At 69.9% G+C, this 26411-nt stretch carries 21 protein-coding genes and 1 pseudogene; 10 read left to right on the top strand and 12 right to left on the bottom strand.

Translation table 11 applies throughout. The annotated features are described in order from the left end of the window. The first annotated feature begins 12 nt into the window (after positions 1 to 12). The 5 genes from JT723_RS04760 to JT723_RS04780 are packed head-to-tail and all read left to right on the top strand — an operon-like array spanning position 13 to position 4180. Positions 13 to 588, top strand: a complete 576-nt coding sequence (locus JT723_RS04760) for a phosphoribosyltransferase (protein WP_205043086.1) — start codon at positions 13 to 15, stop codon at positions 586 to 588. Continuing rightward, positions 585 to 1745 carry a glycosyltransferase family 9 protein gene (locus JT723_RS36065; protein ID WP_205043087.1) on the top strand — a complete coding sequence of 387 codons (1161 nt, stop codon included), beginning with the start codon at positions 585 to 587 and terminating at the stop codon, positions 1743 to 1745. The genes JT723_RS04760 and JT723_RS36065 overlap by 4 nt, the downstream gene beginning before the upstream one ends. Further along, positions 1742 to 2878 carry a hypothetical protein gene (locus tag JT723_RS04770; RefSeq protein ID WP_205043088.1) on the top strand — a complete coding sequence of 379 codons (1137 nt, stop codon included), beginning with the start codon at positions 1742 to 1744 and terminating at the stop codon, positions 2876 to 2878. Before JT723_RS36065 ends, JT723_RS04770 begins: the two co-directional genes overlap by 4 nt. Then, positions 2863 to 3624: an SDR family NAD(P)-dependent oxidoreductase gene (locus JT723_RS04775; protein WP_205043089.1), complete on the top strand. Its 762-nt coding sequence runs from the start codon at positions 2863 to 2865 to the stop codon at positions 3622 to 3624. The genes JT723_RS04770 and JT723_RS04775 overlap by 16 nt, the downstream gene beginning before the upstream one ends. Next, positions 3617 to 4180, top strand: coding sequence for a histidine phosphatase family protein (locus JT723_RS04780; RefSeq protein ID WP_205043090.1), 564 nt, complete (start codon positions 3617 to 3619; stop codon positions 4178 to 4180). The genes JT723_RS04775 and JT723_RS04780 overlap by 8 nt, the downstream gene beginning before the upstream one ends. A 23-nt stretch (positions 4181 to 4203) precedes the next feature. Here the strand turns inward: JT723_RS04780 and JT723_RS04785 are convergent, their stop codons facing one another. Continuing rightward, entirely contained in the window at positions 4204 to 5064 is an 861-nt protein-coding gene (locus tag JT723_RS04785; protein WP_205043091.1) for a phosphotransferase, read from the bottom strand. A gap of 103 nt (positions 5065 to 5167) precedes the next feature. Further along, a pseudogene (locus tag JT723_RS04790) lies at positions 5168 to 5827 on the bottom strand (HAD family hydrolase). A gap of 110 nt (positions 5828 to 5937) precedes the next feature. On the opposite strand from JT723_RS04790, the gene JT723_RS04795 reads away from it, so the two are divergent. Together JT723_RS04795 and JT723_RS04800 are read left to right on the top strand one after the other, a co-directional pair. After that, complete coding sequence (locus tag JT723_RS04795) at positions 5938 to 6405, top strand: NUDIX domain-containing protein (protein WP_205043092.1); 468 nt, start codon at positions 5938 to 5940, stop codon at positions 6403 to 6405. Positions 6406 to 6433: 28 nt separating this feature from the next. Next, on the top strand, positions 6434 to 6994 hold the full coding sequence (locus JT723_RS04800) for a DEAD/DEAH box helicase family protein (RefSeq protein WP_205043093.1): 561 nt from the start codon (positions 6434 to 6436) through the stop codon (positions 6992 to 6994). 23 nt (positions 6995 to 7017) lie between these two features. On the opposite strand, the gene JT723_RS04805 is transcribed toward JT723_RS04800, so the two are convergent. Together JT723_RS04805 and JT723_RS04810 are read right to left on the bottom strand one after the other, a co-directional pair. Beyond that, positions 7018 to 7869: an NAD(P)-dependent oxidoreductase gene (locus JT723_RS04805; RefSeq protein ID WP_205043094.1), complete on the bottom strand. Its 852-nt coding sequence runs from the start codon at positions 7867 to 7869 to the stop codon at positions 7018 to 7020. Further along, positions 7866 to 8540 carry an HAD family hydrolase gene (locus JT723_RS04810; protein ID WP_205043095.1) on the bottom strand — a complete coding sequence of 225 codons (675 nt, stop codon included), beginning with the start codon at positions 8538 to 8540 and terminating at the stop codon, positions 7866 to 7868. Before JT723_RS04810 ends, JT723_RS04805 begins: the two co-directional genes overlap by 4 nt. A 104-nt stretch (positions 8541 to 8644) precedes the next feature. Between JT723_RS04810 and JT723_RS04815 the strand changes: the two genes are divergently transcribed. After that, on the top strand, positions 8645 to 8959 hold the full coding sequence (locus tag JT723_RS04815; protein WP_240165046.1) for an NUDIX domain-containing protein: 315 nt from the start codon (positions 8645 to 8647) through the stop codon (positions 8957 to 8959). Between the two features lie 93 nt (positions 8960 to 9052). On the opposite strand, the gene JT723_RS04820 is transcribed toward JT723_RS04815, so the two are convergent. The 8 genes from JT723_RS04820 to JT723_RS04855 form a co-directional block, all read right to left on the bottom strand. After that, positions 9053 to 9565, bottom strand: coding sequence for a hypothetical protein (locus JT723_RS04820; protein ID WP_205043096.1), 513 nt, complete (start codon positions 9563 to 9565; stop codon positions 9053 to 9055). A gap of 211 nt (positions 9566 to 9776) precedes the next feature. Beyond that, entirely contained in the window at positions 9777 to 10358 is a 582-nt protein-coding gene (locus JT723_RS04825; protein ID WP_205043097.1) for a hypothetical protein, read from the bottom strand. A gap of 132 nt (positions 10359 to 10490) precedes the next feature. Beyond that, entirely contained in the window at positions 10491 to 10847 is a 357-nt protein-coding gene (locus tag JT723_RS04830; RefSeq protein ID WP_205043098.1) for a hypothetical protein, read from the bottom strand. Beyond that, complete coding sequence (locus JT723_RS04835; protein ID WP_240165047.1) at positions 10844 to 13282, bottom strand: AAA family ATPase; 2439 nt, start codon at positions 13280 to 13282, stop codon at positions 10844 to 10846. The genes JT723_RS04830 and JT723_RS04835 overlap by 4 nt, the downstream gene beginning before the upstream one ends. 123 nt (positions 13283 to 13405) lie before the next feature. Further along, positions 13406 to 16723 carry a type I restriction endonuclease subunit R gene (locus JT723_RS04840; protein WP_205043100.1) on the bottom strand — a complete coding sequence of 1106 codons (3318 nt, stop codon included), beginning with the start codon at positions 16721 to 16723 and terminating at the stop codon, positions 13406 to 13408. Next, positions 16720 to 17892 carry a restriction endonuclease subunit S gene (locus JT723_RS04845; protein ID WP_240165120.1) on the bottom strand — a complete coding sequence of 391 codons (1173 nt, stop codon included), beginning with the start codon at positions 17890 to 17892 and terminating at the stop codon, positions 16720 to 16722. The genes JT723_RS04840 and JT723_RS04845 overlap by 4 nt, the downstream gene beginning before the upstream one ends. Before the next feature lie 14 nt (positions 17893 to 17906). Continuing rightward, on the bottom strand, positions 17907 to 19538 hold the full coding sequence (locus JT723_RS04850) for a class I SAM-dependent DNA methyltransferase (RefSeq protein ID WP_205043102.1): 1632 nt from the start codon (positions 19536 to 19538) through the stop codon (positions 17907 to 17909). A gap of 41 nt (positions 19539 to 19579) precedes the next feature. Continuing rightward, positions 19580 to 21679 (bottom strand): hypothetical protein, encoded by a 2100-nt coding sequence (locus JT723_RS04855; protein ID WP_205043103.1) that lies wholly within the window; start codon positions 21677 to 21679, stop codon positions 19580 to 19582. Positions 21680 to 22164: 485 nt separating this feature from the next. Here JT723_RS04855 and JT723_RS04860 point away from each other — a divergent pair, with 485 nt between their 5' ends. After that, complete coding sequence (locus JT723_RS04860) at positions 22165 to 23568, top strand: hypothetical protein (protein WP_205043104.1); 1404 nt, start codon at positions 22165 to 22167, stop codon at positions 23566 to 23568. Beyond that, positions 23561 to 26269, top strand: coding sequence for a phospholipase D-like domain-containing protein (locus JT723_RS04865; RefSeq protein WP_205043105.1), 2709 nt, complete (start codon positions 23561 to 23563; stop codon positions 26267 to 26269). Before JT723_RS04860 ends, JT723_RS04865 begins: the two co-directional genes overlap by 8 nt. Positions 26270 to 26411 lie beyond the last annotated feature (142 nt).

Here is a 26411-nt window from a genome sequence, read left to right on the forward strand (position 1 = left end):
GGAGGCTTCGCCATGCCCGAAACCGTTGCCGTTCCCCCGTTCTCGGCGCGCGTCGTCGAACGCCTCGGCGTCGACCTCACGAGCCGTACCGAACGCGTCATCCACTCACTTGACGGCCTGGAGGAGCCGGTCCACCCCGATACGCTCACCGAGGCCGGCTCCCAGCTCTGGAACCGCCTCCTGGCAGAAGTCCCCGAGCTGATGGGGAATATCGACTTCCTGCTCGGCCTGGACGCAGGCGGAATCCTCCCCACCGTCTCGCTCGCCTCGGCCTCCGCCGTCCCGTACAAGATCGCCTGGAAGCTGGAACTGCCCCTCGACGGCGCCGTCCGCTTCAGCGAGCCGCACGCGGTACGCACGGACGTCTTCGCGTACGGCATCGCGCCCGGCCAGCGCATCGTGTTGGTGGACGACGAGGTCACCACCGGCCGGACGCTCGCCGACCTGACCGTCCGCCTGCGCGAAGCCGGAGCCCGGCCGCTCGCCGCCGCCTGCCTGGTAGAGGACGTCACTCAGGGCGCCCGGGAGCTGCTGTCCCGGCTCCGCATGCCGCTGGTGGCGCTCGCAGACCTGGAGCCCGCGCGGTGACCGCCACCGTGACGGATGGCGTGCGCTTCCGCCCGGGAGCCGAGGCTTTTCCCGAGAGCGCGGTGCACTCGGCGCCCCTGGGCTACGACCGGCAGCGCCTCTCAGCGGGAGCGCCTCTCCCGCTGCCGGCCTCAGCCGAACTCGTCTACCGGCTCTCCCAGTGCGACGAAGTTCTGGTGTCCTTCAAGGAAAAGCTCGGGGACTCGCTTTTGGCGCTCGCCGCCGTGGCCGCAGTACGCGACTGGTTTCGGGCACGATTGCACGCCTGTCCCCCGTTCCGCGTGGAAGGACCGTACGCCGCCCTCATCGCGCGAAGCGGCCTGGTCACGGGTCCGCCCGCCGGGCCGCCCCGAGGGAGGTTCGCCGTCATCGGGGACCTCGCGTCCGTTGCACATCGCCAGTCCGACGCCCACGTGAGCATCGTTTGCGATCCGGCTGCACCACCTTGCTTCGCCTCCGACGCGCGAGCGTTTCCCGACATGCCTGCTCGCCTCTACCTCGCGCTTGAACGCCGGCTGGGAGTACGCCTTCCGTCGGAGGCTCCGTTTGCCCCGGTCCTGTCCACCTCCCCGAACCGGCTCGTCCAGCAGCTCGGGGCGGCAGGCTGGTTCGACGGCCTCACCGTCGCCGGCATCACCGCGACGAGCTGGCCAGAGCGCAAGGACTACACCGCAGAACGATTCGTCGAGGTCGCCGCTCGTATCGCCGACGGAGGCGCGGCCCAGGTGCGCCTCCTGCTGATCGGCGGCAGCGCGGACGGCTGTGTGCGAATCGACGCGTCGCAAGCCGCCCGTGGGGTAAGGGCGCTTCGCCTCGACGGTGTATCCGCCGACGAGCTCGCGGACGTGTTTCCGCACTGCGACCTTGTCGTGGGCAACGACACCGGGCTCACGCACCTCGCCGCTCTCGCCCGGAACGGGGAGGGCGGCGGCCCACCCGTCGTCGGCCTTTACGCCCGTCACGCCCACAGCAAGTGGCGAACCGGCCTGCCCCATCACCACGCAGTCGCCACACCGTTCTCCGAGCACATGCACCAAGGAGATCTGTGTCCGGTACGAGACCGCATCGCGCCGGACAAGGACGGCCATTTGGACGCCATCACTCCGGCCTCGCTGGCGCAAGTCTGCATGGACCTCCTGACCGGGTCCGGCCAGTGAGCGCCCGGAACCGGTGGCGGGTCGGGACCATCCGCCGCGCCACCCGCAACCGCCTTCTGCCGATCGACTGGTCCGGCCGTCCGCTGCTGATCAAGTACACCCGGAATCGTGACGAGGCCCGGCAGGAGATCCAGGGTCACGCCCGTCTTCTCGGCCACTACCGCGTGCCCGCCCTTCACGCCCACGTGCGTGTCCCCGGCGGTTACCTGCTGGCGTACGAGCGGCTGCCCGGCGGCACCGATCGCGGGCTCCTGCTCGACCTGCTCAATGAGCAGGTGGCCGGTCCAGAACTCATGCGGTACATGGACGAACTCACCGGCGCTTATCGCGAAGTCATCCTGGAGACGGCTCAGGAAGTGCCGCCCTCGCGTGTCGTCCGGAAGCTGTACTGGGACCGTGCCGCACCCGACGGACGCCTCGACAGGTACTACGCCGACGGCGACATCCCCGTCGCGGAAGGGATCATCGACCTTCCGGTCAGCCGCCTCGCCGAGTACGTCATCGTGGTCAACGGCCGACCCCTTGCGCTCGGCTGGGCATCTGCGTTGCGGAAGCTGCGCAGCCACTTCCAGGGCGACGAGCCGGTCTGGGCCGCGCTTACCCAGGGCGACCCCACAGACGTCAACCTCGCTCATCCACCGGCATGGTTCGACTACGACACCGCGGGGCTCAACAGCATCCTCGGCGAGTTCGCGAACTTCCTTTGGTACGTCACGGCGCTCGGCGGCTGGCTCGTCCCTACGTACAACCCGGCAGCCTTCGCCGACCACCCGGCGACATTCCATCGGGTGGACGCCAACCGGCCTCGCCTGGAGCGGGCGCGGGTCAACCACGCCGCCCGCACCATCCAGGTCGACTACACGCCCCTCCTCTCCGCGCCCAGGCAAGCGGCTGCGTCCGCGTACTGGCACCGCCTCGTACGGCCCGTCGCCGACAAGCTCTGGCCGGAATCCGACCTCGGCGAACTCCTGCGCCCCTACCTGGCCATGCGCATCCTCGCCGTCTACAACCTGGCCGACCTCGCGCCTACTGACCGGCTGCTCGTCCTGGCCCGACTCGCCGAAGCCGTGAGCCAGTCCTTCGACCCCATCACCTTCTTCTCCATCGAGGAGGCACGATGCCCAGCCCCCTGAAAGGTCGCACTGCGCTCGTCACCGGAGCCACCGGCGGCCTCGGCACAGCCATAGCCCGCCGCCTGGCCGCCGACGGAGCCGCCGTCGTCCTCGCCCACCTCGACGACTGGGACGCCGCCACAGCCCTCGCCGAGGAGATCGCCGCCGACGGCGGCACCGCCCGGCCGGTAGAGGCCGACCTGCGCGACCCCGACGCGGTCCGCCTTCTCTGCCAGCAAGCCCACGCCCGGCCAAGTCCTGTCGACATACTCGTCAGCAATGCCGGCGCCTACCCTCGCACCAGCTGGGCCGACACCACGCCCGCCGTCTGGGAGGAAATGCTGGCCACCAACCTCACCAGCCATTACCTCCTGGCCCACGAACTGACCCCCGGCATGGCCACCCGCGGCTGGGGCCGCATCATCACCATCGGCTCTGTCCTCGCCACCGCCGGCCGCCATGACCTGTCCGTCTACATCAGCGCCAAGGCCGGCCTCGAAGGACTCACCCGCGCCCTCGCCCGCGAACTCGGCCCCGCCGACATCACCGTCAACTGCGTGGCGCCCGGCTCTATCGCCGTTCCCGCTGAAGCCGCGGTCGTCCCCGACCCCGAAGCCATGACCACCCGCCAGCTCGCCCGCCAGTGCGTCCAGCGCCGCGGCCGACCGTCCGACGTGGCCGCCGCCGTGGCCTTCCTCGCCACCCCCGACGCCGGCTTCATCAGTGGCCAGACCCTGCGCGTCGACGGAGGCTGGATCCTTGGCTGACCTCTGGCTCATGCGCCATGCCGCCTACGAAGGCCACCGCCCCGGCCACCACGCCCCGCCCGAGGCACCCCTCTCCGCCGAGGGCCGCGCCCAGGTTCACCGCGCGCTCCCCCTCCCCTCACGGATCACCGCAATCGTCACCAGCCCCCTCCCGCGCGCCAGCCAGACCGGCCGCCTTCTCTCGCAGCTCACCGGCATCCCCGTCATCGCCACGACCCCGCTCCTGGCGGAGTGGCGCGCCCCCAGCATGGTGATCGGCCACACCCCCGACACGTACCCGCAGGAGTACCGCACCTGGCGCGCGCAACGTGCCACCAACCCGTCACTCGCCTGCGGGGACGGCGAAAGCCTCGCCGAGCTGTACGACCGGGCCAGCCGCTGCGCCGAGTACCTCGCCGATGTGCGTCGAGGTCAGAACGGCGGCGTTCTGGCCGTCTCACACAGCGTGCTTCTGAGCGCGCTGACCTGTCTTGACAGCCGCCCGCAGAACCCCGAGGCCGTCTTCCGGCAGGATTGGCTGTTCGCGCGCGTGGTCAACGCCGCTAGCAGACCGTGAACCACGCGGAGAGCAGCTGGACATCAGTCGCGTTGCAGCTCCTCCATCAGCTGCTCGGCCGCAAGTCGAGCAGGCAGCAGGCGAGGGTCCTCGGGGTGGCCGTATGGCCCGGCGATCTTCGCGCACGTGAACAGCGCCATCACCTTGCCGTCCCTGCTTTCCAGATCGCGCCGACGCTCCCTCCGTACGCGGTCGGCCAGCTCCGGTACGGCGAGAGACTGCGCCCACAGCGACGCCGAATCCAGACCGCGGGGAGCCATACCCCAGTCCTCCCAGTCGAACAGGCAGAACCGCGTGCCCGTGACGTTTGCCCAGTTCAGATCCCCGTGAGCGGGGCGCCATTCCTCCACCGCCGGGGAAGGCGCACCCGGAAAGGCCGCCCGGATGACCTCGCTGACGTGAGCCTGAGTGATCACGACGGTGTCCGGGGTGGCCACCCTCGTGGTGTCCGCGCGCGCCAAGGCATCCAGAGATGAGTTCAGCGTCTCCCACCACTCATCCGGCAGCTCAGGGGCCTCGGCCAGCACGCCACCCGACATCACGGGTGTGCCGGGCAAGAGCTCCATCTCGTCCGCACGCCACATGACACCGTCAACGTCATCCCGCCAGGACACCGCTGCCCGCCACGTCGGCTGAGCGACGCCCGCCAGGAGCGCAGCGCACTCCGCGCCGTTCCACCCCTGTACCCCGATCCGAGCGAACGGCCGCCGCTCGACCCGCACCCACGTACCACGGTCCGACCGCGCCCCGATGGTCCGCCGCTTGCGCACCACGCCATCCCGATCCAAAGGGGTCTGCAGCGCGTGCTCGACCCGCTCCATGACCACGTCGACGGGTTCCTGACGCAAGTCGACCGCACGAGTCGAGGATGCCAAAGGAGTCATAGCTGCGAACGTAGCGCTGCTGCCCCGACCGCAGACACCTCCTTCGGCTTCCATCTGAGAAAGCGCGAGCCAGTCACGCTCTCCGACGACCAACTGCTGAGCCTCAGCTCCCGGCCGTCGCGTTGAACCGCACGACGAGCTCCGGCAGCTCGGCAAGAGAGTCGACGCCGCATCGTCGCAACCGTCTCCGCGGCCGGGTCGTGCTGCTGGATGACTCCCCGTGGCCCCCGGCGGATGAGCGCAGTCAGCATTCCCGTTTGCGCCGCCGGCACGATGTCGTTGTCCAGCCCGTTACCGACGTAGAGGATCTCGCCGGGAGCTGCGGGTGCGGCCTTGATTACGGGCTCGAAGAGGGCGACGTCCGGCTTCGACGCTCCCCAGTCGTCACTCGTCGCAATGAGATCCGCGGGCAGATCGAGCGCCCGCAGGGCGCCCAGCGGCACAGACCGCCTGATTGCCGGCGATGCCAACCCACAGCCCGGCTTCACGCAGAGCTGACAGCGTCGGTCGCACATCCGGATACAGGTCGTCCTCTCCGAGCCACTCGGGCTTCTCCGACTCCACCCGTCGCTCCCTCTCCTCCGCCAGGTCGAAGCCGGGCAGGAAGACCTGGAAAGTCTCGCGGTAGTCCCGCCCCTGCGCGATGAGCGCACCGAACACCGCCGCGAACGTATGCCGGGGGACCCTCAGCCAATCCGCCCGCGAGCCGTACTCCCTCGTCGTCCAGGCACTCACCGGCATCGAACACCACCGCGCGAATCATGCGCGGGAGCGCAACCGTCGTGGTCGTCCAGCGCCCGTGCACCAAGTGCGGGCCATGTGGCCCCATCGAGTACATCGGGCGCCTTCAGCTCGGCCGCTACAGTCGTCCGCATGAGCGAGCCCCAAGAAGCGGTGGCCCAGCCCCGTTCCGCAGCAGGCGTGCTGCTCTTCGACGAGGCGGGCCGCGTGCTCCTCGTCCATCCCACCTACAAACCGGGCTGGGAAATCCCCGGCGGCTACCTCCACCCCGGGGAAACGCCAAGGGAAGGCGCTGCCCGCGAGTTGAAGGAAGAGCTGCACCTCGCCACTCCCATCGGACACCTCCTCGTCGCCGACTGGGCGCCCCACCCGTCCGAGGGCGACAAGCTCCTCTTCGTCTTCGACGGCGGCATCCTCGGGGAGGATGGCCAGGCAGAGATCCGCCCGGACGGCGTGGAGATCGACGCCTACGCCTTCCACGCCCAGGACGAGCTCGACAAGGTGCTGATTCCTCGCCTCGCCCGTCGCATCCACGCAGCGCTTGCAGCACGCGCAAGCGGCAAGACGCAGTACCTGGAACACGGCATAGTCGGTATGTAACGGCTTTCGACGGCGCAGACTGTTCCCCATGAGGTCGGGCATCCTGCTGTACGGGCCGCCGGCGGCGGGCAAGGACACGGTCACTACGGCTCTGGCCGCACTCGACGCGCGGTACGTCCCCTTCCGGCGGCTCAAGGTCGGCAGCGGGAAGTCGGCGGGCTACCGCATGGGGACGGCCGCGCAGTTGGCCGACCTGGAGGTGAGCGGCGACGTCATCTACCGCAACGAGCGGTACGGGAACGTCTACGTCGTCGACCGGCCCGGCCTCGACAAGGCCTTCGAGAGCGGGATGGTGCCGGTCGTCCATCTCGGCCAGGTGGCAGGGGTGGAGCAGGTGGCAGCCCTCTCCGGGGTCCGCTGGGTGTGCGTATTGCTGTGGTGTTCCCGGACATCTACCGCCGAGCGGTCACGGCGTCGGGGCGATACGGACACGACGGCGCGGCTGGCAGCGTGGGACGCCACCCGGGAGGACCTCGCCTCGTACCCCCAGGCCGGGTGGGAAGTGCAGGTGGACACGGGCGCGGTCACGCCGCAGGAGGCGGCCCAGCAGATCGACGCCTTCGTCCGCAGCGCCGCACCGCAGCCCTGACCACAGCAAGGCCGCCGGTGGGCTTACGTCGGATCGTCCGGCCTCCCATGCAGCTCTTCCAGCGCCTCGGCGATGGTGAGCTGCTGGTCTTTGCTGCCGTCCCACCGGGCGAGCGTCGCGGCAGCCGCGTGCATGAGGGAGTCCGGCAGCCCTGCGTCTGCAAGGAGGCCGGCGGCATCCTCGATCTCCGGGCCCCAGCGCCAGGCCCGGGCAGCCGTCTTCGGGATGTAGTCGGTCTCGACGAGGTAACTGCGGGTGCGCTTGGCCGCGATCGCCAGCAGCGCGTCCCCGACGCCGTACGCATCGGCCGCTCCGTACGCGACGGCGGCCAGCACGCGGGACACCTTCTGGTAGCTGGTGTAGGCGAGCTTCAGCGCAGAGGCCGCGCCGAGGCTGTCCCCGAGGACATGCGTCCGGATATCCGTCCCCGCGAAGAGCTGCACGATCCGATCGGTCTGCTCCTCAGTACCAGCGAGGTAGAAGGTCGGCGTCTTGCCCCCCGCCGGGGGCGATCCGACGACCGCAGCGTCGACCACCGGCATAGGTGCGAGCAGCTCAGCGACACGCTGCACGCGCGACGGCGCCACCGCATTGGCTTCGACGTAGATCGCGTCCGCGCTCGTGGCCCGGACGGCCGCCACCGCCGCCGCAACCTCCTCGGCGACGGCAGGCGGGCACAGGGCCAGCAGCACCTCGGAGCGAGCAACGAGTTCCGCCAGTGTGACGGGCTGTAGGCCGGCGTCTTCCGCCCGGAGTCGGGTCGCGTCGCTGCGACCGTCAGGGCACCACAGGACCGTGTGACCGCGAGCGCCCAGCTGCGCGCCGAAGGCGGCCCCCATGCTGCCCGGATGCAGCAGCCCAACGGTCACGGTCATGAAGCGGTCCCTACGTGATCTGCCACCAGCCGAAGCAGGAGGTCGATGGCGCTGCGAGCATCGGAAACGGTGTGCTCAGGGGCCGGTGCGTGCGCCGCCCAAGACCGGCCGTTGGCGACCCAGATCGTGCGCAGCCCCGCCGAGTGCCCGCCCCCGACGTCGTTGACGGGATTGTCCCCCACCATCCAACCGCCGTCGCTCAACACGGCTCCGCACCGCTCCGCGGCCAGGGCGAAATGCCGAACCGCGGGCTTGCGCGCATCGCCCTCCTCCGAGACAAACGCCCCGTCCACGTGGCCGGCGATCCCGGTAGCCCTCAATTTGGCCCACTGAATGTCCGCCGCCCCATTGGTCGCCACCCCCACCCGCCAGCCGGCCGAACGTAGCTCGTCGAGCCCGTCAAGGACCTCCGCCGGGCACGACACCATGGCCGCGATGTCAGCGCAGTAGGCCCCCCACAAGTCCTCCGCCGGCTCGCGCAGCCGGTAGCGGGTACGGATCGCCTCGAAGGTGGATGGATACGCTCGCTCGGCCAGCAGCCCCAGCACGTAAGCCCGCTCCTCGTCCCTCAGACCATGCCGGGCGGTGAACTCAGCAGCCCAGTCAGGGAGCGTTCCCCGCCGGTCCACAAGAGTGTTGTCGAGGTCGAAGAGAACGAAGGGCCGACGCACATCCGCACCCTAACGAACGGCCTTTACCGCTCATAGCCCGGGCGGGATCCCGGAGAGCACCGCATCCCGGCTGACAGACAGCCCGGGCGAATAGAGTCGTCGCCATGAGCCAGCCCCAAGAACCGGTAGCCCAGCCCCGCACCGCTGCGGGCGGGCTCATCTTCGACGAGGCCGACCTCGTTCTCCTGGTTAACCCGGCCTACGAGCCCGGCTCGGAGATCCCCGGTGGCTACCTCCGCCCCGGAGAGACCCCGAGAGAAGGCGCCGCCCGCGAACTCTGGGCCTCACCACTCCCATCGGCCGCCTCCTCGTCGCCGACTGGGCACCCCACCCAGAGGAGGGCGCCAACTCCTCTTCGTCTTCGACGGCGGCTCCATCACCGACGCAGGAGCACGGTCCGCAACGGTGAAAGCAGTTGATGCTGAACTGAACGCCGACTGGCCTGCCGAGCCCCCCAGGCTCCGGGGTCGCTGGCTGCGTCCTCGGGTGCCGCCAGGACCACGAAGGACGCGCTAGACTTCCGCCGGACCGTCGGAGTCATCCTTGCCTTCACCCATCACCCTGGCGCCGACGAAGACTGCACCTAGGACCATCGCCGCACCGGCAACGGCTGCCACCACCCGGTGTTCCCTCTCCAGGAAATGTTTATTCTCGCTGTCCTTTTGGGACTCCTGACTAACATTCTCCCGGAAAGTCTCGTGAAAGAATTTCCGCTCTTCCCAACTGAGGTCATCTCTATTGAGATCCTTCTCCAGCACATCCCTCTGCTGCTGGGAGGCCCGATGGAAATTGTCTTCACTTTTCTCGTTGGCCGAAAGTGTGGATTCGTGCGCCGCGCGTACCGCATCCACGGAATTCTTGGCAAGGTCCTTGAAGTTGGGGAACTGCTCCACAATCTTCATTCGTACCTCGGTTGCCATATCAGGCATCATGGCAGCGAATTTGATCACCTTGTCCTTGGAGAGGTTTCTCCAGGAGGGTATACCAAGCGCCCGCTTGATCTCATCTTCGTTCTTTTTTCCCATGCCCTGACCTCGTCTTTCGCGGCTCGTACCTGCTCCAGTAGTTCTGCACCCCCGCCTTCGCGCGCTGTGCCAGTGTGCCGGACGGGCCGCCCACTGCGCTGCCGTGGCCGGACAATTCGTCAGCTTGTGATACGGCGCGCCGCCGCGACTGCGGGGGATTCACGGAAGGCCGGTTGACCCTGACCCATCCCGCTACGTCGCGGTGTGTGGGCTACCGCACGGTGCCGGTGAAGATAGCCGTGCGGTACCAGCCGTCGTCGGAGGTGTCCACCGGGGTCAACTCGATCTGGACGCTTTTGGCGGTCTTGGCGAACACGCACGCCTCCTTCCAGGTCTGCGACTTGCCCGCCAGCAGGTGGGCGTCCGGTGCGCCGCCGAAGCCCGCGTCCTCGTCGAACACCTCGTCCGCGCCGCCGGGGCAGGACAGGTTGAAGAGGCTCAGGTCGAGCGGGGACGTGGAGCCGTTCTTCACGGTGACGGAGAAGGCCAGGTAGGCCTTGTGGGAGGGGGACGCGAACTCACTGGTCGTGCCGCGGCTGAAGCCGCTCAGCCGGGCCGTGACGCCGTTCTTCCACGTGGCGGTCTTGTCCAGCGCGACGGTGAGGGTGCTGCTGTCGGAGTCGTCCTGGGTGGGGCCGGTGTCCTTCGACGCCCTGACGGTGCCGGCCGGCGGGGTGGCGGGGGCGCCCTTGGCACCGGGGGTGCCGTCGTGGGTGTCGCAGGCGCTCAGGGCGCAGGCCGCGGACAGCGTGGTGACGGCGAGGACGAGGTTGCGGATACGTGTGCCGGTCATGGCTGGGCCTCCGGGTCTTGGGGTGCCGGGCGTGCCGGCGGTGTGGTGACGAGGGGAAGAGTGGCTCGAGTCGGGCCTGCAAGGTGAACGCGGAACTGGCAGACGGGGTTATCGACTACCTGCGGGTGGCCCTCACAACAGGCCAACGACGGCAAAGACTTCGGCCCGCCAGGCCAGCACTTCCTCGCGGGTCGGCCCCAGGTCGTACTGGTGGTAGTGGCATCCGAGGCAGAGCAGCACCCACACCGCCCTGGCGCGGCGAGCGGTCTCAGCATCCGTGGATCCGCGCAGGCACAGGAGCTTGGCGCGGGTGGAGGTGTGCGGGGCGGGGGCGGAGGGCGTGGCCTTCAGGGCGGTGTCAACGGCGCTCTCCAGGGCCGCGCGCAGCGCGAAGGCGGCGCCGCGGTGGCGGCAGGACGCCGTGGTGGGCGGCCCAGCGATGAGAAGCTCGTCGGCGGTGGCGAGAAGTTGGGCGACGGTGGCGTTCACCGCTGCGTCCCCTCCCCCGGCGTGCGTACGACCTGGGCAACCGCCTCGACGGCCCTGATGAAGCCCCTCGGGTCGTGCATGGTCGTGCCGCCGGGGTGGGAGCCCTCCTGGCACTTGCGGAGGACATCCACGGCGTTCCCGTCCTTGCAGCGCCGCCGCACCTCCGCGTAGACGTCATCGATACGGGACGCGTCGCCGAACAGGCCCAGCGCAGCGATGGCCTTCAACCCGGTGGCGCCGCGTACAGCCTGCTCGGCCTCGTGCTCCGAGGTCCCGACCCGGTGCAGGCGCACCCAGGCGGCCTCGGTGAACGCCCGCTCCAGCACGGTGCGACAGATGCCAGGGAGCACGTGGGTCATGGCGGCCGGCGGCAGGTCGGGCGTGCAGGCCAGTGCCCGTGCGTCGTTCAGCGCCTGGCCGATCGGGTCGGTCACCGGGTCGACTCGTACGGCGGACCGCTCGGCCCGCTCGACCGCAAGGACGGTCACCGGGAGCTCCTGGTCGGTGAAGGCCTGCTGGAGCCGGGTGTCGTGCGTGAAGACCACCACCTGCCGGGTGCTGCCGAGGCCGTGGAGGACCTTGGCGAGCCCGTGGACCTTCGACGGGTCCATGGACTGCACCGGGTCGTCGATGACGATGAAGCCGAACGGGCTCTCGGCGGCGGCCGCCCGCGGCAGGAACAGGGCCAGGGCGAGGGAGTGCAGCTCGCCCTGGCTCATCACGCCGAGCGCGGACGCCGGTTCGCCGTCGACGGTGACGTCCATGACGAGCTTCCGCACCGCTGCCTTGTCCGTGCCGGTGAGGCGTACGTCGCCCCACTCGACGCCGCTCTGCTGTCGCAGCTCCTCCCAGATCCACTGGGAGTGGTCGGCGAAGGGCCGCAGCCGGTCCTGCCGCAGCTCACCCGTGGCCGCTTTGAGCCACTTGATCGCGGCCCTGACGTGCCCCAGCGGTGTCTTGGCGGCGGCAGCACTCCGGGCGTGGCCGAGCCAGCCGGTGAGGCGGGCGACGCAGCCGCGCCATGCCTCGTCCAGCTCCGCCAGTTCGCGTGCCGCCTCCCTCCGTACGGCGTCGCAGGCATCCGCGAGGACGACGGCGGCGTCTTCGGCCTCGGCCGCGAGCTGTTCGGCATCGGCGATACGGCGGCATGCCGCCCACCGCGCCCACGGGCCGGCCAGCGCGACCGGCAGCTGCTCGGGGGCGAGCACCACGAGGTCGCGTACGGCGTGCTCGGCGTCCCGCAGGCCCTGCCGCGCCTCCTCGGCAGCGGAGGCCTCGTGCCGGAGGGCATCGATCCGGGCGGCGGCCCGCTCGGCCCAGTTGTCGTCGAGCGGCCGGTCGGACCCGCAGACGGGGCAGGTCGGCTCGTCGCGGTGGCGGCGGGCGTGCTCCAGCGCCTTTGCCAGCAGCTCCGCCTGCTGGTGGGCGTCTTCGGCGCCGGACGCGCGTACGTCCTCCAGTACGGCCAACGCCTCGCGGAGGCGGTCCACCGCGGTGCCGACTTGCACCAGGTCGGGGCCGGTGAGCGCGGCGGCGGTACGGAGCCGGCGCAGGTGGGCGTCGTCAGCGGCGGGAAGGCCCTCCACGAGCGCGGTCAGCGTCTCCAGGTCTGGGGCGCCGTGCCCGGTGAGGGCGGTGAGCGCGGTGGCCGCACGCGGGTCGTGGGAGTCGGCCAACGCGGCGGCCAGGGCGGGGAGTTCGTCGGCAGCGGCTTTGCCGGGGGTGGCCAGTTCCTTCTCCTGCGCCTTGAGGTGTTCGGCGGCGGCGGTGAGTGTGCCGAGGCCGAGGATGCGGGCGACGGCGTCGTACATCTCGCTGGGCTTGCCGCTGATTACCCGGTCAAGGTCGGAGTACGGCAGGAAGGGCCGGTAGTCGGCCAGCGGGCGCTCCCAACCGGCAGCAGAGAGGCCGCCGGTGCCGTGGCCGGGGCGCTTGAACGTGGTCTCGGGCTTCGCCAGGTCGTCCGAGGGCCAGGTGCAGGCGATGGTGCTCGGCCGGGGGTCGCCGGCCACGCACACCCTGACCTCGACGCGCGGGTCGCCGTCGTGGTGCAGGTTGCGCCAGTTGTCGCGCCATACGGCGCTGCGGCCGTCCCACCGGGCGCTCGTCCCGGTGAGTGCGGTCTCGATCCCGTCGGCGAAGCTGGACTTGCCCGAGCCGTTGCGCCCGACGACGAGCGTCACCCCCGGCTTGGGCGCGAGGGGGAGCCTCGCCCTGCCGCCGATGCCGCGAAAGCCGGTGACGGCGACGGATTCGAGGTATACACGCTCAGCTGGGGCACCCTCGGGAGCTTCCGGAGTGCCGAGGACGTCGAGCAGCAACGTCTTCACCGGCTCGGTGAGGGTGGACGCGGCCAGGCGGTCCCGGACGAGGCGAGAGAGCGTCGGCGGGTCGTCGGGGGCGGGGGGCTCGGGAGCTTCGGGGTTCTTCGTCATGGCGGGAACCATAGGGAGAAGCCGCCCAAGTACCCCTTCTAGTGGGCGATAACCACCGTTATCAAGAACTCAGAGCAAAAAGGAGCCGTACGACCGGTCATCCGCCACGGTCGTACGGCCTGCTCAGGCCCCCTTTGCGCTCGGCGCCCACTGGGCCGCGAACGTCTCCATCTGCTTGAGGACCAAGTCGACAGCCTCGCGCTCCTCATCCGGCGGGTAGTCGAACATCGCGAGCACCCGCCGGATACGGGTCCGGAGCTTGGCCCGGACGGGTTCGCGGGAGAGCCAGTCCACCGACAGGTTCTTCCGGATGTCGGCGACCAGCGCGCGGGCGATCGCGGCCAGCGTCTCGTCGCCGCCCGCCATCAGCTCGGCCATGTCGCGGTGGGCGACCGCGTCGTAGAAGGCCAGCTCCGCGTGGTTCAGTGGCGGGTCGAAGCGCTCACCGCGGCGGGCCTCCTCGGATACCTCCCGTGCCATCGCGGCGAGTTCGGCGATGACCTGGGCGCTGGTGAGCTGCTGGAGCATGTAGCGCTTCATCAGGGCGTCGAGGCGCTCGGAGAAGCTCTCGTGGCGGACGACGTTGTGCTTGGTCACCTCGCGCATCTTCTGCTCGATCAGCCGGCGCAGCGCCTCCGCGACGAGGTGCGGGGTCTCGGAGTTCTCCAGCCTGCGCAGGGCGGCGTCGTTGAGCCGGGTGATGTCCAACCGGCCGATGCCGGCCTCTTCGTAGAGGTCGGTGATGTCCTCGGCATCGACGACGGAGGCGGCGAGCGCTTCGAGGTAGCGGCGGACCTCCGCCGTCAGCGGCTGGCCGGCCGCTTCGCGGTCGGCGGCGTCCTTCTTGACCATCCAGGCGCGCGTCTCGCTGAAGAAGGCGACGTCGGCCCGCCAGCCCTCCAGGTCCTCGCAGCGCTCGGCGATCTCCTTGCTCATCGCGCAGACCCGGTAGAAGCGGTCGAGGCGGGCGGCGCTGTCCTTGAAGCGGGTGGACAGCGGGACTTCGCCGGGCTCGACCTTGTTGCCGGGGGTGTTCGGGCTGCGCAGGTATTCGACCGCGAGGCCGAGAGCGCGTACGCGGGGACGGGGGTGCGAGGTGTCCGCGAGCGCTTCCCGCCACTGGACGCCGGCCAGCATGCCGCGCAGGGCGGCGAGCTCGTTCTTGACCTCGGTGATCGCCCGGTCGATGTCGGCACCGAGGGTCTTGTCCTCCCGGTCCTGGTCGGAGTAGTCGTGCAGCGCCTTCTTGAGGTTGTCCGTGAGGGGCGCGTACCCCACAAGCAGGCCGTCCTGCTTGGCGCGGAAGCGGCGGTTGACGCGGGCGAGGGCCTGCATCAGGTTGGCGCCCTGCATGGGGCGGTCCATGTACAGGGTGTGGATGGGCGGGGCGTCGTAGCCGGTGAGCAGCATCGAGTGCACGATGAGCAGTTCAAGCGGGTCGTCGGGGTCCTTCGCCCGCCCTTGGACCGTCCTCTGCTCGGACTTGCGCAGGACGTGCTTGCGCAGGTGCTCGGGGTCGGTGCGGTCGCCGTGGAAGACGATCTTCATGACGCCCTCGTCGACCTTGTCGCTCGCCCAATCGGGGCGCCGCTCGGCCAGCGCGTCGAAGACCTTGACGCAGATCTCCCGCGTGGCGCACACGACCATCGCCTTGCCGTGGCAGCCGATGTCCGGCTCCATCAGCGCGCGGCGCTGCTCCCAGTGGTCGATCAGGTCGTCCGCGAGTGTCGCTATCCGGTCGGGGGCGCCATAGACAGTGTTCATGGTGGCCGCGTACCGCACCGCCCGGCGGCGCTCGGCGTCGTCCATGCCCTCGGTGAGCGCATTGGCCTGCTGGTCGATCGTGTCCGGGTCCACGCCCGGGGGCAGCGACACGTCGATGACGCGCGGCTCGTGGAAGACGCGGACGGTCGCCTCGTCGTCCACGGCCCGCTTCAGGTCGTAGATGTCGATGTACTCGCCGAACACCGCGCGGGTGTCGGCGTCCGCTCGGGAGATCGGGGTGCCAGTGAAGGCGATGAGCGTGGCGTACGGGAGCGCGTCGCGCAGGTGGCGGGCGTAGCCGTCGAGGCTGTCGTAGTGCGAGCGGTGCGCCTCGTCGACGATGACCAGGATGTTGCGGCGGTCGGACAGCAGCGGGTGCACCGTCCCGGCCTGCTTCTCCTCGGGGCTGAGGCCGAACTTCTGGAGCGTGGTGAAGATGATCCCGCCGACGGTGCGCGCGCTCAACTCGCCGCGGAGCTGCTCGCGGGTGGTGACCTGGAGCGGGTCCTGGCCGAGGAGGGTGCGGCTGTCCCGGAAGGTGTCGTAGAGCTGGTCGTCCAGGTCGTTGCGGTCGGTGACGACCACGATGGTGGGATTGTTCAGGGCGGGGTGGCGCGAGACCAGGGACGAAGTCTCCACCATCTCCTCGGACTTGCCCGCGCCCTGGGTGTGCCAGACCACACCGGCCTGCCCGTTGCTGCGGGAGGCCTCGACGATCTTCTCGACGGCCTTGGTGACGGCGAAGTACTGGTGCGGCTTGGCGATGCGCTTGCCGGAGAGCGGTTCGCCGGACTTGGGTGGGGTGAAGTTGACGAAGTTGCGGGTGAGGGAGAGGAAGCGGGCCTGGTTGAAGAGCCCGTGCACGGCGATGCTCAGGGCTTCGAGGCCGTCGTACTCGGGTGCGCCGGTGTCGACGCGGACTCCATCGTCGTCGACATTCCACGGCGCGTAGTGCTCGTACGGCGTGAAGACCGTGCCGTACTTGGCGGTGACCCCGTCCGAGAGTAGGCAAAGGACGTTGTAGCGGAAGGCCAGCGGGAACTCGGCTAGGTAGGTCTGGAGTTGGGCGTGCGCGTCCTTGAGGGTCGCCTTCTCGTCAGCGGCGCTCTTCAACTCCGCGACGGCGAGGGGCAGTCCGTTCACGTACACGACGAGGTCGAACCGGCGGTGCCGGCCCTCGCTGTCCCTGAGGGTGACCTGGTTGGCGGCGAGGTAGGTGTTGGCGCCCGGGTCGTTGAAGTCGACGAGCCGCACGGTGGGCGTCTGCTCGGCGCCGAACTCGTCGGTGTACGCGAGCCGGATGCCGGTGGTGAGGTGCGCGTGCGCCTGGCGGTTCTCCGGGTAGGCCTCGCTGGACGCGGGGTCGGTGGCGATCCGCAGGGCCTCGTCTATGGCGGAGGGCGTCAGACCGGGGTTGAGGCGGGCGATGGCTGTGGCGAGCTCGTCGTGGAGGACGAGGTCGTCCCAGGCGTTGCGGTGGCCGTGGCGCTCCGCGCCGGGGGCGATGTCCTTGCCGGGGACAGTGTCCCAGGCGAGCTCCGCGAGGTCTTCGAGGGCGTATCCCTCCCAGACGGCCTCCGTGAGCTTGGCATCCGCCTTGGGGGTGGGCGGCGTGTTGGCCTGACGGTCGGCTCGGGGGGCGTTGCCGTTGCCCTGGCCGGGCGGGCTGGTCGTCATACGGCGTCCTCCACGATGCGCTCGGCGTCCCGGACGCGGAGCTTGCCGGACATGAGTTGCGGGAGGAGGGTGTCGCGGAGGGCGGCGAGGGTGCGGGATTCGGCTGCTGCCTGCGCAGCCCGCTCATGCAGTGGCGATACGGCGGTCGCGAACGCCGCCACGTCACTGTCAGCTGGCAGGCGGATTGGCATTGCCTTGAAGTTTTTCCGGCTGAGCTCCAGAAACACCGATCCGTTGGCGAGGCCGATCATCTCCTCCACGCGAGACCGCATCTCGTGGAGGAGCCACCAGCGCAACTCGTCGGTGGGAGGCAGGACGACGATAAAGCCCTGGTTTACGGCCGCGGGCATCTGCGGGAGAGCAAAAGCACCGATGGTCGCACGGGAGGTCATGAAGACGGAGTGCGCTGGGTACAGTTGCGAGGCGCAGTTCTCCAAGCCCTCCGCGGTGATCGTCCGACTGGTCTCGAAAAGGTAGGGCGATGGAAGGCCAGTCACGTCCGTGGGCGTGGTCCAGGCAATGTCGCCTCCCCAGTACTCATCTACCTTCGTCCTGGGCGTTCCACCGCCTGCGACGGTGGCCACCGAGCCGAACGTGGCTGGTCCGAAGCCGAGCCCCTGGCAGGCGGAAGAGAAGAGGGCATCCGCCAGGCGTAGTGAGGTGCCACCGCTGCGCTCGTTGACCGCGATCTTGTCGTCCAGCGCCCCGAGCACGCTTGCGATGGCCTCCTGTACTGACAAATCAGGTACGGAGACCTCGAACGCTTCAAACGTGGACTTATTGACAATTGGCGTCGTGGACCCGCTAGCGATGTAACGAATATCTGCGGCCCGGAACCGCAGGAGGTAGTAAGCAAAATCCGAGTTCACTATTGCGGGGTCAGGGATCAGCGTGTTGACCTGTTGATTCGTCACAGCAGGACACGGAAGCTGAGCGACCTTCCCGGTGGAAAAGCCGATGCAAGCGAAGGAGATCGACCCTGCTGGTACTAGCCTTCGCTGCAAAGAATCGAAGCCCCGTTGGGAGAGTTTCCGACACTCGCTGAGTCCGCGCTCTGTGTAACTCATCTCCGTAGGGGTGACGAAGTCGACCTCGTTTCCCCACGCAGCATCGTCACCCGTCCGTGGCGTTGCCCCGGTGACTACCTGGCCTAGACTTCCGATCCTCATGGTTCGCCGGTCGCTCACGACACCCTCCCCAACTGCTCGCGCACGACCCCGTCCAGCCGGGCGGACTCGTCCAGGTGGGCGAAGAGCTCCTTCGTGAGCCGGGCGATCCGTTCCCCCACCGGCTCCGCGTCCGGGTCCTCCTCGACCTCGGCCGCGCCCACGTACCGGCCCGGGGTCAGGACGAAGTCGTGCTTCGCGATCTCCTCCAGCGTCGCGCTGTAGCAGAAGCCGGGCACGTCCTCGTACGTGAGCCCCTTCTCTCGCGCCGACTTCGTGCCCCGCCACGCGTGATACGTGTCGGCGACCCTAGCCAGGTCCTCCTCCGTCAGGACCCGCTCCGTGCGGTCCACCATCGTGCCCATCGCCCGCGCGTCGATGAAGAGCACCCGGCTGCGCCGGTCCTCCAGCGCCTTCGCGCCCTGCGGGGACTTGTCCTTGGTCAGGAACCACAGGCACGCCGGGATCGCCGTCGTCCGGAAGAGGTTCCCCGGCAGCGCGATCATGCACGCCACCAGGTCCGCCTCGACCATCGCTGCCCGGATCTCGCCCTCACCACTCTGCTTCGAGGACATCGAGCCGTTCGAGAGCACGACGCCCGCGCTGCCCCGGTCACCCAGCTTGCTCACGATGTGCTGGAGCCACGCGTAGTTCGCGTTGGACTGCGGCGGGGCCCCGTACCTCCACCGCCGGTCGTCGGACTTCCTCGCCCAGTCCGACATGTTGAACGGCGGGTTGGCCATCACGAAGTCGGCCTGCAGGTCAGGCAGCTTGTCGTCCGCAAAGGTGTCCGCCCACCGGTCGCCGACGCCCTTGGGGTCCATCCCGTGGATGGCCAGGTTCATCTTCGCCAGCCGCCAGGTGCGTTCGTTGGCCTCCTGGCCGTAGATCGCAAGGTCGTGCGTGTGGTCCTGGCCTCGGCGGCGGGCGACGAACTTGCCGCTCTGGACGAACATGCCGCCCGAGCCGCACGCCGGGTCGTACACGCGGCCCTCGTACGGTTCCAGGACCTCCACGATGAGGCGGACGACGCTCGCCGGGGTGTAGAACTCGCCGGCGCGCTTGCCCTCGGCGCGGGCGAAGCGCTCCAGGAAGTACTCGTAGACCTCGCCCAGCACGTCCTGGGCCGGGCGGTCACCGTGGCCGGTGAAGCGGGCGTCGCTGATGAGGTCAACCAGTTCCTTGAGTCGCTGCTGGTCGACGTTGTCGCGGTTGAAGATCTTCGGGAGGACGCCGGTGAGGGCCTTGTTGGCCTTCATGACCTCGTCCATGGCCGTGTCCAGGAGGCTGCCGACGCCGCCTTCCGCGCTGGCCGCGTTGTCGGCGATGTGGTCCCAACGGGCCGTCGCGGGCACCCAGAAGACGTTCTTCTCGGTGTACTCGTCCTTGTCCTCAAGGAAGGCAGCCCGGCGGTGCTCGGGGATCTGGGCCAGCTCAGGGTCGGCGGCCAACTCCTCCCGCCGCTCGGTGAAGGCGTCCGAGACGTACTTCAGGAAGACCAGGCCGAGGACGAACTCCTTGTACTGGGCGGCGTCCATCGAGCCGCGGAGCTTGTCCGCGGCCTTCCACAGGATGTCCTGGATCTCCTTGGTGCTGGAGACGCCGGGCAGTTCGCCCTGTCCGGCGGCGGCTCGCTTGCGCGGGGGCATCGTTCCTTCTTCCGAGTTCGGGGTGCGGGTCCGTAGACGGGTTACGTAGTCAAGTGGGTAGGTGCGGAACCGACGGTCAACGTGCCGTCGGCCAGGCCCGCCACGGTCAGCCGACGGGCCTCCGCAAGCGCGTCGGCCTGAGCGCGCAGCAACCGCTCCCGGCGCTCGGCCTCGGCCAGCAGCGCGTCGAAGCGCAGCACTTCGTCCGGGTCGAGGTCGGGGAGCTGGTAGTCCTCGATGCGTCGCGCGGGACGTACGGCGCCGGGGCTGCGGGCGGTGCCGCGGGCCGCGGCAAGCAAGGCGGCCAGCACCCGGGGGGTGAGCGGGCGGGCAGCGTCGCGGTTGACGCGAAGGATGCGGGCGGGAAAGGTGACGATGGAGAAGCCGGCATGGTCGACGTACACCCCGAGGCGAGGGGCGAGGGTGTAGACGATGTCGCCCGGCTCGGTGAGTGCCGCCCGCTCGTACTCCGTGGCCAGCACCAGGCGGTCGATGCGGCGCCCCCCGACGGGTCGCTCGCCGATGACCTCCTCGGAGCCGAGGACGGTGTGGTGGCCGTCGGGGGCGAGGTGCACGGCGTCGACGCGGTGACCGGAAAGCCGGGTCACCCTGCGGGCGGCAACGAGCTTGCCAAGGGTGGTGCGCGGCGGAAGAGCGCCGACCCTGCGCAGGACGTGGCCGCGGTAGGGGCCGCGCTCCTGCTCGTACACGCTGGCCTCGGCCCTCGCGCGCTCCAGACGGGCCTCGGCCTCAGCGATGAGGGCGGGGCGCTCGGCGACCTCGGTGGACCAGAAGACGGACAGCGGCGGCGCGGGTGGGGTGAGCGAGCCGCGGAAGGCCCGGTCCAGGTCGGCGACGGGGACGACGCGGCCGTACCGCGGGTCGTGGCCGTCACGGCGAAGGCCCTCGGCACGCCAGAGGAGTACGTCCTCGGCGAGGCGCGCGCTGACGTGCGGGGTGAGCGGCTCGGCGCTGATGTCGGCCAGTAAAACCTTGCCGGACGCCTCGGGGACGGGGCCGCGGGTGAGCGTCCACAGGGCAGGGCGGTAGCCAGGACGGAAGGGCAGGACGCCGCCGGGGAGCGCGATGACCGACTCGACGATGTTCTCGCGCAGCAGGGCGGCGCGCAGTTGGGCGGCCTCGGTGCCCTTCAGCTCGTCGACGAGCGCGTCGGCCGGCCCGAGGACGACGGCGGTGCAGCCGGGGCGCAAGAGGTACGCGACGCGTTCGAGCTCGGTCAGGGCGGCGACGACCGAGCGGTCCTCGCCCGGGCGGTACGGGAGCTGGGTGAGAACGAGGTCCGGGTCGGCGAAGCGTTCCTCCAGGTCGGTGCCGGTCTGCACGTCGAGGTCGAGTTCTTCGACGCCGGCCAGCAGGAGGCGGCGGCGGGTGATGCGGGTGAGCCGGTCGTCGGGGTCGGCGGCGAGGACGGTGAGGAGGTCGCGTTCCTCGGCGTCGGCGAGGACGGCTGCGAGCAGGTCGCCTGCGCGGGCGTACGGGTCGGCGAGGGTGACGGGCCGGCCCTCCCCGAGGCGGGCGGGCAGGTCGGTGAGCTGGCCGAGCAGGCTCCGCAGCTCCGGGGTGACCGCGTCGGCGGTGAGGGTGTCGAGCCCGAGCCGGGAGCGGGCGGCGAGCAGCCACTCGTACGCGCCGTGCTCGCTGTACGCGGCCTCGACCAGCTCCTCGGCGAGGCGGGCGAGCGGGGCGGCGTCGGCGTGAGCGGCCGAGGCGTCAATGGCCCGAAGTTCGCGCAGGACGTACTCGTCCTCGACGTCGATCCGTTCGGCCCGGCGGAGGATGCCGGCCCACAGTGCCTCGTCGCCCGCTTCCGCCTCAGGGTCGACGAGCGACCGGCCGTCGAGGCGGCGCAGGCACAGCAGGCTGCCGACCGTCTCGACGAGCTGCCAGGGCGTGAAGCGCTCGCGCAGCGCGATGAGGCCGAAGAGCGCCAACTCCGATCGGAGCTCCGCCGGAGCGGTGTTGCCCAGGCCGGAGGCGGCCAGCCACTCGGCCACTTGGGCGCCGTCGAACAGCGGCCTCCCCGAGGTCTCGGACACGGCTGCGGGGAAGTCCGGGTGGCGTCGGCGCCAGGTGGACACGACCGGGCGCTTCACTCGGGCGAAAGCGGCGATGTCGGACATCGAGACCAAGAGGGGCAGAGGCGGCGGGGGCCGGAGCGACGGGTCCGACAGCCCAGTGACCACGGCGCGCCCTCCTTCGTTCAATCTCTTCACCTCAGGCGTCGACGACAGTCGCCCTACCCTTGCCGCACGCAGCCCGCCTTCAGCAGTCCCCGCCGACCCGCAAGACGATACTCCGGTCTCCAGTGCGGGGCATGCCCGTCGCTTGATAAGGGTGGTTACCACACTTCCAGCGACCTCCGCCAACTCCTCTCGGCTGCATGAATCGTGTCCGAAACCACCCGACTCCCCGTGCAGATGGACCAGAATGACGGCCTGGTGACCCGGAGATGGCATTGGGCGGGGTGGCAGCGTAAATGGTTGAAGGCACGGTCTCGGTCATCGGGGACGGCCAGGCCCCGGGGCTGGTCGACGGACCGGGGTGGAGCCTTCCCGGGCTGGACGTAGCCGCTGGCCGGTATCCGCTCTCGGTGGAGCGGCACGTAATGGCCATGGCCGACCACCTGGTCCCCGGGGTGACCACGGTGACGCCGCACGGGCGCTACTACGCGGTGCACGGACTGATCGCGGCACAAGCCGAGGCCGAGGACCTCACGATCCCCGAGGCCCAGTCGTTGCTGCGCCGCGCCGAAGTGGCATTGGCCGCCGTATCGTTCGCGCACCATCCGCAGGCTCTGGAATGGCTGCCGCGGGCTCACGGGACGGACGCCCTGGCCCGGCGGCTGCACACCGGGACGCTCACCATGTCCGAGGCCGAGGCCCCGGGCAAGGACGGTTACGTCGGTAGCCGGTGGGGGTTCTGGGGACCGTACAACGGCTCCGAGATCGCACTCGGCATCCTCGCTCCCGGGCACATGCCGGCTCCCGGACCCCGGCTGGAAGCGGCCGCGGTACGTGCCGGGCTGGACGGCCTGCTGGAGTTAGCCCGCGCGGAGACGCTGTCGGTGGACAGCCTGAAGTCCTTCGGCGACCAGCTGTGCGTATGCGCGGGCGGTGAGCGTGCTGACGGTGAGTGGCTCGCGAAGGTGATGTGCGAGCCCGCTGACCCGGCTGAAACGGGCTCCCGCTCGGCGACGCGACGGCAGACGATCCAGCTTCTGGCTCGAGTGGTCACCGAACATCCCGAGCAGATCCGGCGCTTCACTCGTGACATCGGCCCTGTGCTCGCCTTCGGCGACTTCCTCACTTCGGATTCCGTTACGAGCGGCATCGACACGGCCGCCGTCTGGCGAGGAGTGGTGCTGCGCAACTACTCGGTCGGCGCGTGGCGCCGCCTGTGGTCCTGGCTCGTCGCGCAGGTCGACGGACTGCTGCCGATCGAGGAAGTGGCCGACCGCTTCGCCGTGGAGCTGCCGGACACCACCGTGGACGCCTTCCTGTCCGCACTCCCCGCAACTCAGAGCACGACCGGTGCCCCGCTGCCCGCCGAGTACGACCTGCGGAACGTGATAGACAGTCCCTTGCCCCTCACCGAACTGCGGGTGCTCGCCGCCGGTGCCCGCCGGGTCGACGAACTCTCCGGCAGGGTGCGTGACGCGTTCCTCGGTCGGCGCGGGGTCGAGCTCGGACCGGAGTGGACGCAGCGGAGGCTTGACGAAGCCCGACCCACGAAACTGCGTGACTTTGCGCGCCAGATCACCCATGACCTGGTGGCGCGGTCGCAGCGGATCGCGCGGGCCAAAGCCCGCCGGCGCCCTGACGGCACCTTGTGGCTACCGACCCGCTTGCACGAGCGCGGCGGGCTGCTGTACCGGACGAGCCAGGAGGGGCGCGGCGACGTCGGCCTGCGGCTGGACCAGCTCGGAACCGTTCTGGCCACCTGCGGCGTGCTGCGCTACGACGGCGGGAGCTGGTCGGTGACCGGCAGAGGGAGGGCTCTCCTTGGCTGAGGACATCCCAGCACCGAAATCGGTGAGGGGACCAACCGCCTTCGCCTCGCCGCTGACCCTCATCCTTGAGGAGGAGCGGAAGGGCGGACAGCGCCTGCGAGAAGCCCTCTTCCTGAGTTTCACAGCCGATCTCGGCTTCTTCGAGGATGTCGCCCTCGGCGTCACCCAGGCCACCGGCGCGCTCGTGACGGTGGTGGGGGACGTCTTCACGGCCCGCGCGGACGCGCGGTCCGTCCGGCGGGCCGGCCGCAGCTACCTCCCCGGTCAGGCATACGCTCACGGCGCCGCCTTCCACCCCAAGCTCATGGTCCTCGCCGGACCGGAACACGCCACCATCGCACTCGGCTCGGGCAACACCACGCTGGCCGGCTGGCAGGCCAACTCCGAGCTGTGGACCGTTCTGCGGGTCGACAGCGAACAGAGCCCCGCAGCGGTGCCGGACCTGGCGGCTTGGCTTCGCGGCCTACCGGAGAGGGTGGGGTTCGCCGCCTGCGTACCGGAGGCGCTGGGGCGGGTGGCAGCACTGTTGGACCGGCTCCATCGCGACAGGGCACCTGCTGAACCAGAGGTCCGCCTGGTCAGCAGCCTTCGCACACCCATCATCGATCAACTGCCGCACGGGCCCGTCGACGAACTGGCCGTCTTCGCACCTTTCCACGACCGGCGTTCGAAGGCCCTCCGGATGTTGCTGGAGCGCTTTCGCCCCGGCCGGTTCACCCTTGCCTACCAGCCCGGACTCACCGATCTCGACGGTCCGTCGATCGCCGGCCTGGTGAAGGAGTACGACGGCCGCGTCATCAGCGACAACGGCGAGCGGTACCGGCACGGAAAACTCGTCGAGTGGACCTCCGGGGGGCAGCGGTGGGCCCTGACCGGCAGCCCGAACATCTCCGCCGCCGCCCTGCTGCTCTCCCAGACCGAGGGCGGCAACTGCGAGCTCGGCATCATCAGCCCGGTCCCCACCACGCTCCTCCCGGACGGCACCGACGAGCCCGTCTCCCGGCTGCGCTCGGCCGAGCGGCTCCCCCGTCCCCCGGTCCGTACCGTGCCGCTGCTGCTGGGTGCCCTGCGCGTACCGGACGGCCTGGAGATCAGCCTGGCCCGTCCCCTCACCGACGCCGCACGCCTGGAGGTTTCCGCGGCGGCCGCACCGCCCGAGACGTGGGAGCGCATCGCCGACATTCCACCAGGCCAGGACACGCTGACGGTGACCACTTCGGCGGACGCGGGCAGTCGTGTGCGCCTGGTCGTCGTCGACGGCGAGGGCGAGGGCGTTCCGACGTACGGCAACATCGTGTTCGTCGTCGACCCCGAAGCAGTGCTGCACCGAGTGGCCTCCGGGCGGCCGCACGCCCCCACAACTCAACCCATGGAGCTGTTCACGGACCCGCTGCTCGCTGAGCGGTTCCTCAATGATCTGGAAGCGCTCCGTGCGGTGCTGGGGCCGGGCCCGGCGGCAGCCTCGACGAGCAGCCGTAGTGGCGCGGTTGTGACATCGTCGCTGAGCAGCGACGGGGACGGCTGGGAGCGATACCTGGACGAATGCGCTGGACGCGTCGGGAACGCGCTCCTGCGCTTCGCCATAGGACTGCCCACGGATGCGGGCGCTCCCCTCCAGGACCTCCTGTCCGTCTCCTGGGACGATGAGGCCACGAACGACGTCGAAGCCGCCCTCGAAGGAGACGACGCGGAGAGCGTGGCAGCGGATCACGACCCGGTGATGGCCGACGCCGAGGTGACCGCCAGCACGCTGCCCGATCTCCGGAAGGCCGACGAGGAGGTACGCCGCAGGTACCGGCGCGTAGTGGAACGCATGGTGCCTCCCGCTCCCCAATGGAGCCGTGAGAAGGAACGCACCGTAACCCCCGGCCCCAGACGGGGCCCGGTGGACAGCCTGCTCGTCGTCCGGTTGACACTGTGGATCATCGCGGCGGGCGCCTGGCCTCCCCGGCACACGGGCTGGGTCCCCCTGCTCTCCCGCGCTGTCCTTGCGCTGGCCCCGTCTGATCATCAGGCCCGTGTCCCGGAGAAGTTCGAACCCCAGGTCGGCAGCCTCGCAGCGGTCGCCCTCGCCGTGCTCAGGAGCCATGCCCCCCGCTACGAGACCACACCCGAGACCGCAGCCTTCAACGAGGCCTCGCGGGCCGTACGCCATCTGCTGCCCGCAATGGATGCCGCGTACGTCGCGGAATACACGAGGCTGCTCGACAGAGGCTCCGGCCCGTCCGTCCATGAGGCGGCCGTACTCGACGTCGCGTCGGACGTCCTCCAGAACGATCCGCTCGCCGATGCGATGTGGTCCCTCACCGAGAAGGGCCGCGAGGTGCACCGTGACGGGCCGCTTCTGCTTCACGTCCCCGGCAGCTTCACAAACCTCGCGCTGGTCGCACTCCAGGCAGTCGGCGCTGCCGAAGACGCACCGCTGGTCGCAGCCTGGGCAGGCTCCGGCGGCAGCGCTTGGGCTCTGGTCGTCTGGCGGCGGCCCGACCTCATCGTGGTCGATGCCAAGGGGACCGCTCCCCTCTGGAAGCACCACCGCCTCACCGGCTTGGTCGGCCCCAGGGCACTCGCTTCACAGCCGAATCCCGGCTCGGCCCCCTCCGTCTTCCACGGCCCCCGCAACCGGCCCTTCGAACTGGCCCAGCAAGTCCTGCTGGAGCTTGGTCTGACCGAACCCCTCCCACCGCGGTGTGAGTCATAACTCGGGGGCTGATCGGATCGGAAGCCCGGCTCTTGGTCCCTCGTAGTCCAGTACGCGCGGAAGCGGAAGGGCGCGGACAGCGCGATCGAGCAGGTCAGGGTGCGGATTCCGCAGAAGAATTGAAAGACGATCACGGAAGAGC

This window comes from Actinacidiphila bryophytorum, assembly GCF_016916835.1.
In the GTDB taxonomy this organism is placed as follows: Bacteria; Actinomycetota; Actinomycetes; order Streptomycetales; family Streptomycetaceae; genus Actinacidiphila; species Actinacidiphila bryophytorum.

Excerpts from the sequence above, each read along its gene's own strand:
- JT723_RS04760 (WP_205043086.1), top strand. The coding sequence starts at position 13 with ATGCCCGAAACCGTTGCCGTTCCCCCGTTCTCGGCGCGCGTCGTCGAA.
- JT723_RS04775 (WP_205043089.1), top strand. The coding sequence starts at position 2,863 with ATGCCCAGCCCCCTGAAAGGTCGCACTGCGCTCGTCACCGGAGCCACC.
- JT723_RS04785 (WP_205043091.1), bottom strand. The coding sequence starts at position 5,064 with ATGACTCCTTTGGCATCCTCGACTCGTGCGGTCGACTTGCGTCAGGAA.
- JT723_RS04795 (WP_205043092.1), top strand. The coding sequence starts at position 5,938 with ATGAGCGAGCCCCAAGAAGCGGTGGCCCAGCCCCGTTCCGCAGCAGGC.
- JT723_RS04800 (WP_205043093.1), top strand. The coding sequence starts at position 6,434 with ATGAGGTCGGGCATCCTGCTGTACGGGCCGCCGGCGGCGGGCAAGGAC.
- JT723_RS04805 (WP_205043094.1), bottom strand. The coding sequence starts at position 7,869 with ATGACCGTGACCGTTGGGCTGCTGCATCCGGGCAGCATGGGGGCCGCC.
- JT723_RS04815 (WP_240165046.1), top strand. The coding sequence starts at position 8,645 with ATGAGCCAGCCCCAAGAACCGGTAGCCCAGCCCCGCACCGCTGCGGGC.
- JT723_RS04820 (WP_205043096.1), bottom strand. The coding sequence starts at position 9,565 with ATGGGAAAAAAGAACGAAGATGAGATCAAGCGGGCGCTTGGTATACCC.
- JT723_RS04825 (WP_205043097.1), bottom strand. The coding sequence starts at position 10,358 with ATGACCGGCACACGTATCCGCAACCTCGTCCTCGCCGTCACCACGCTG.
- JT723_RS04835 (WP_240165047.1), bottom strand. The coding sequence starts at position 13,282 with ATGACGAAGAACCCCGAAGCTCCCGAGCCCCCCGCCCCCGACGACCCG.
- JT723_RS04840 (WP_205043100.1), bottom strand. The coding sequence starts at position 16,723 with ATGACGACCAGCCCGCCCGGCCAGGGCAACGGCAACGCCCCCCGAGCC.
- JT723_RS04845 (WP_240165120.1), bottom strand. The coding sequence starts at position 17,892 with ATGAGGATCGGAAGTCTAGGCCAGGTAGTCACCGGGGCAACGCCACGG.
- JT723_RS04850 (WP_205043102.1), bottom strand. The coding sequence starts at position 19,538 with ATGCCCCCGCGCAAGCGAGCCGCCGCCGGACAGGGCGAACTGCCCGGC.
- JT723_RS04855 (WP_205043103.1), bottom strand. The coding sequence starts at position 21,679 with ATGTCCGACATCGCCGCTTTCGCCCGAGTGAAGCGCCCGGTCGTGTCC.
- JT723_RS04860 (WP_205043104.1), top strand. The coding sequence starts at position 22,165 with ATGGCCATGGCCGACCACCTGGTCCCCGGGGTGACCACGGTGACGCCG.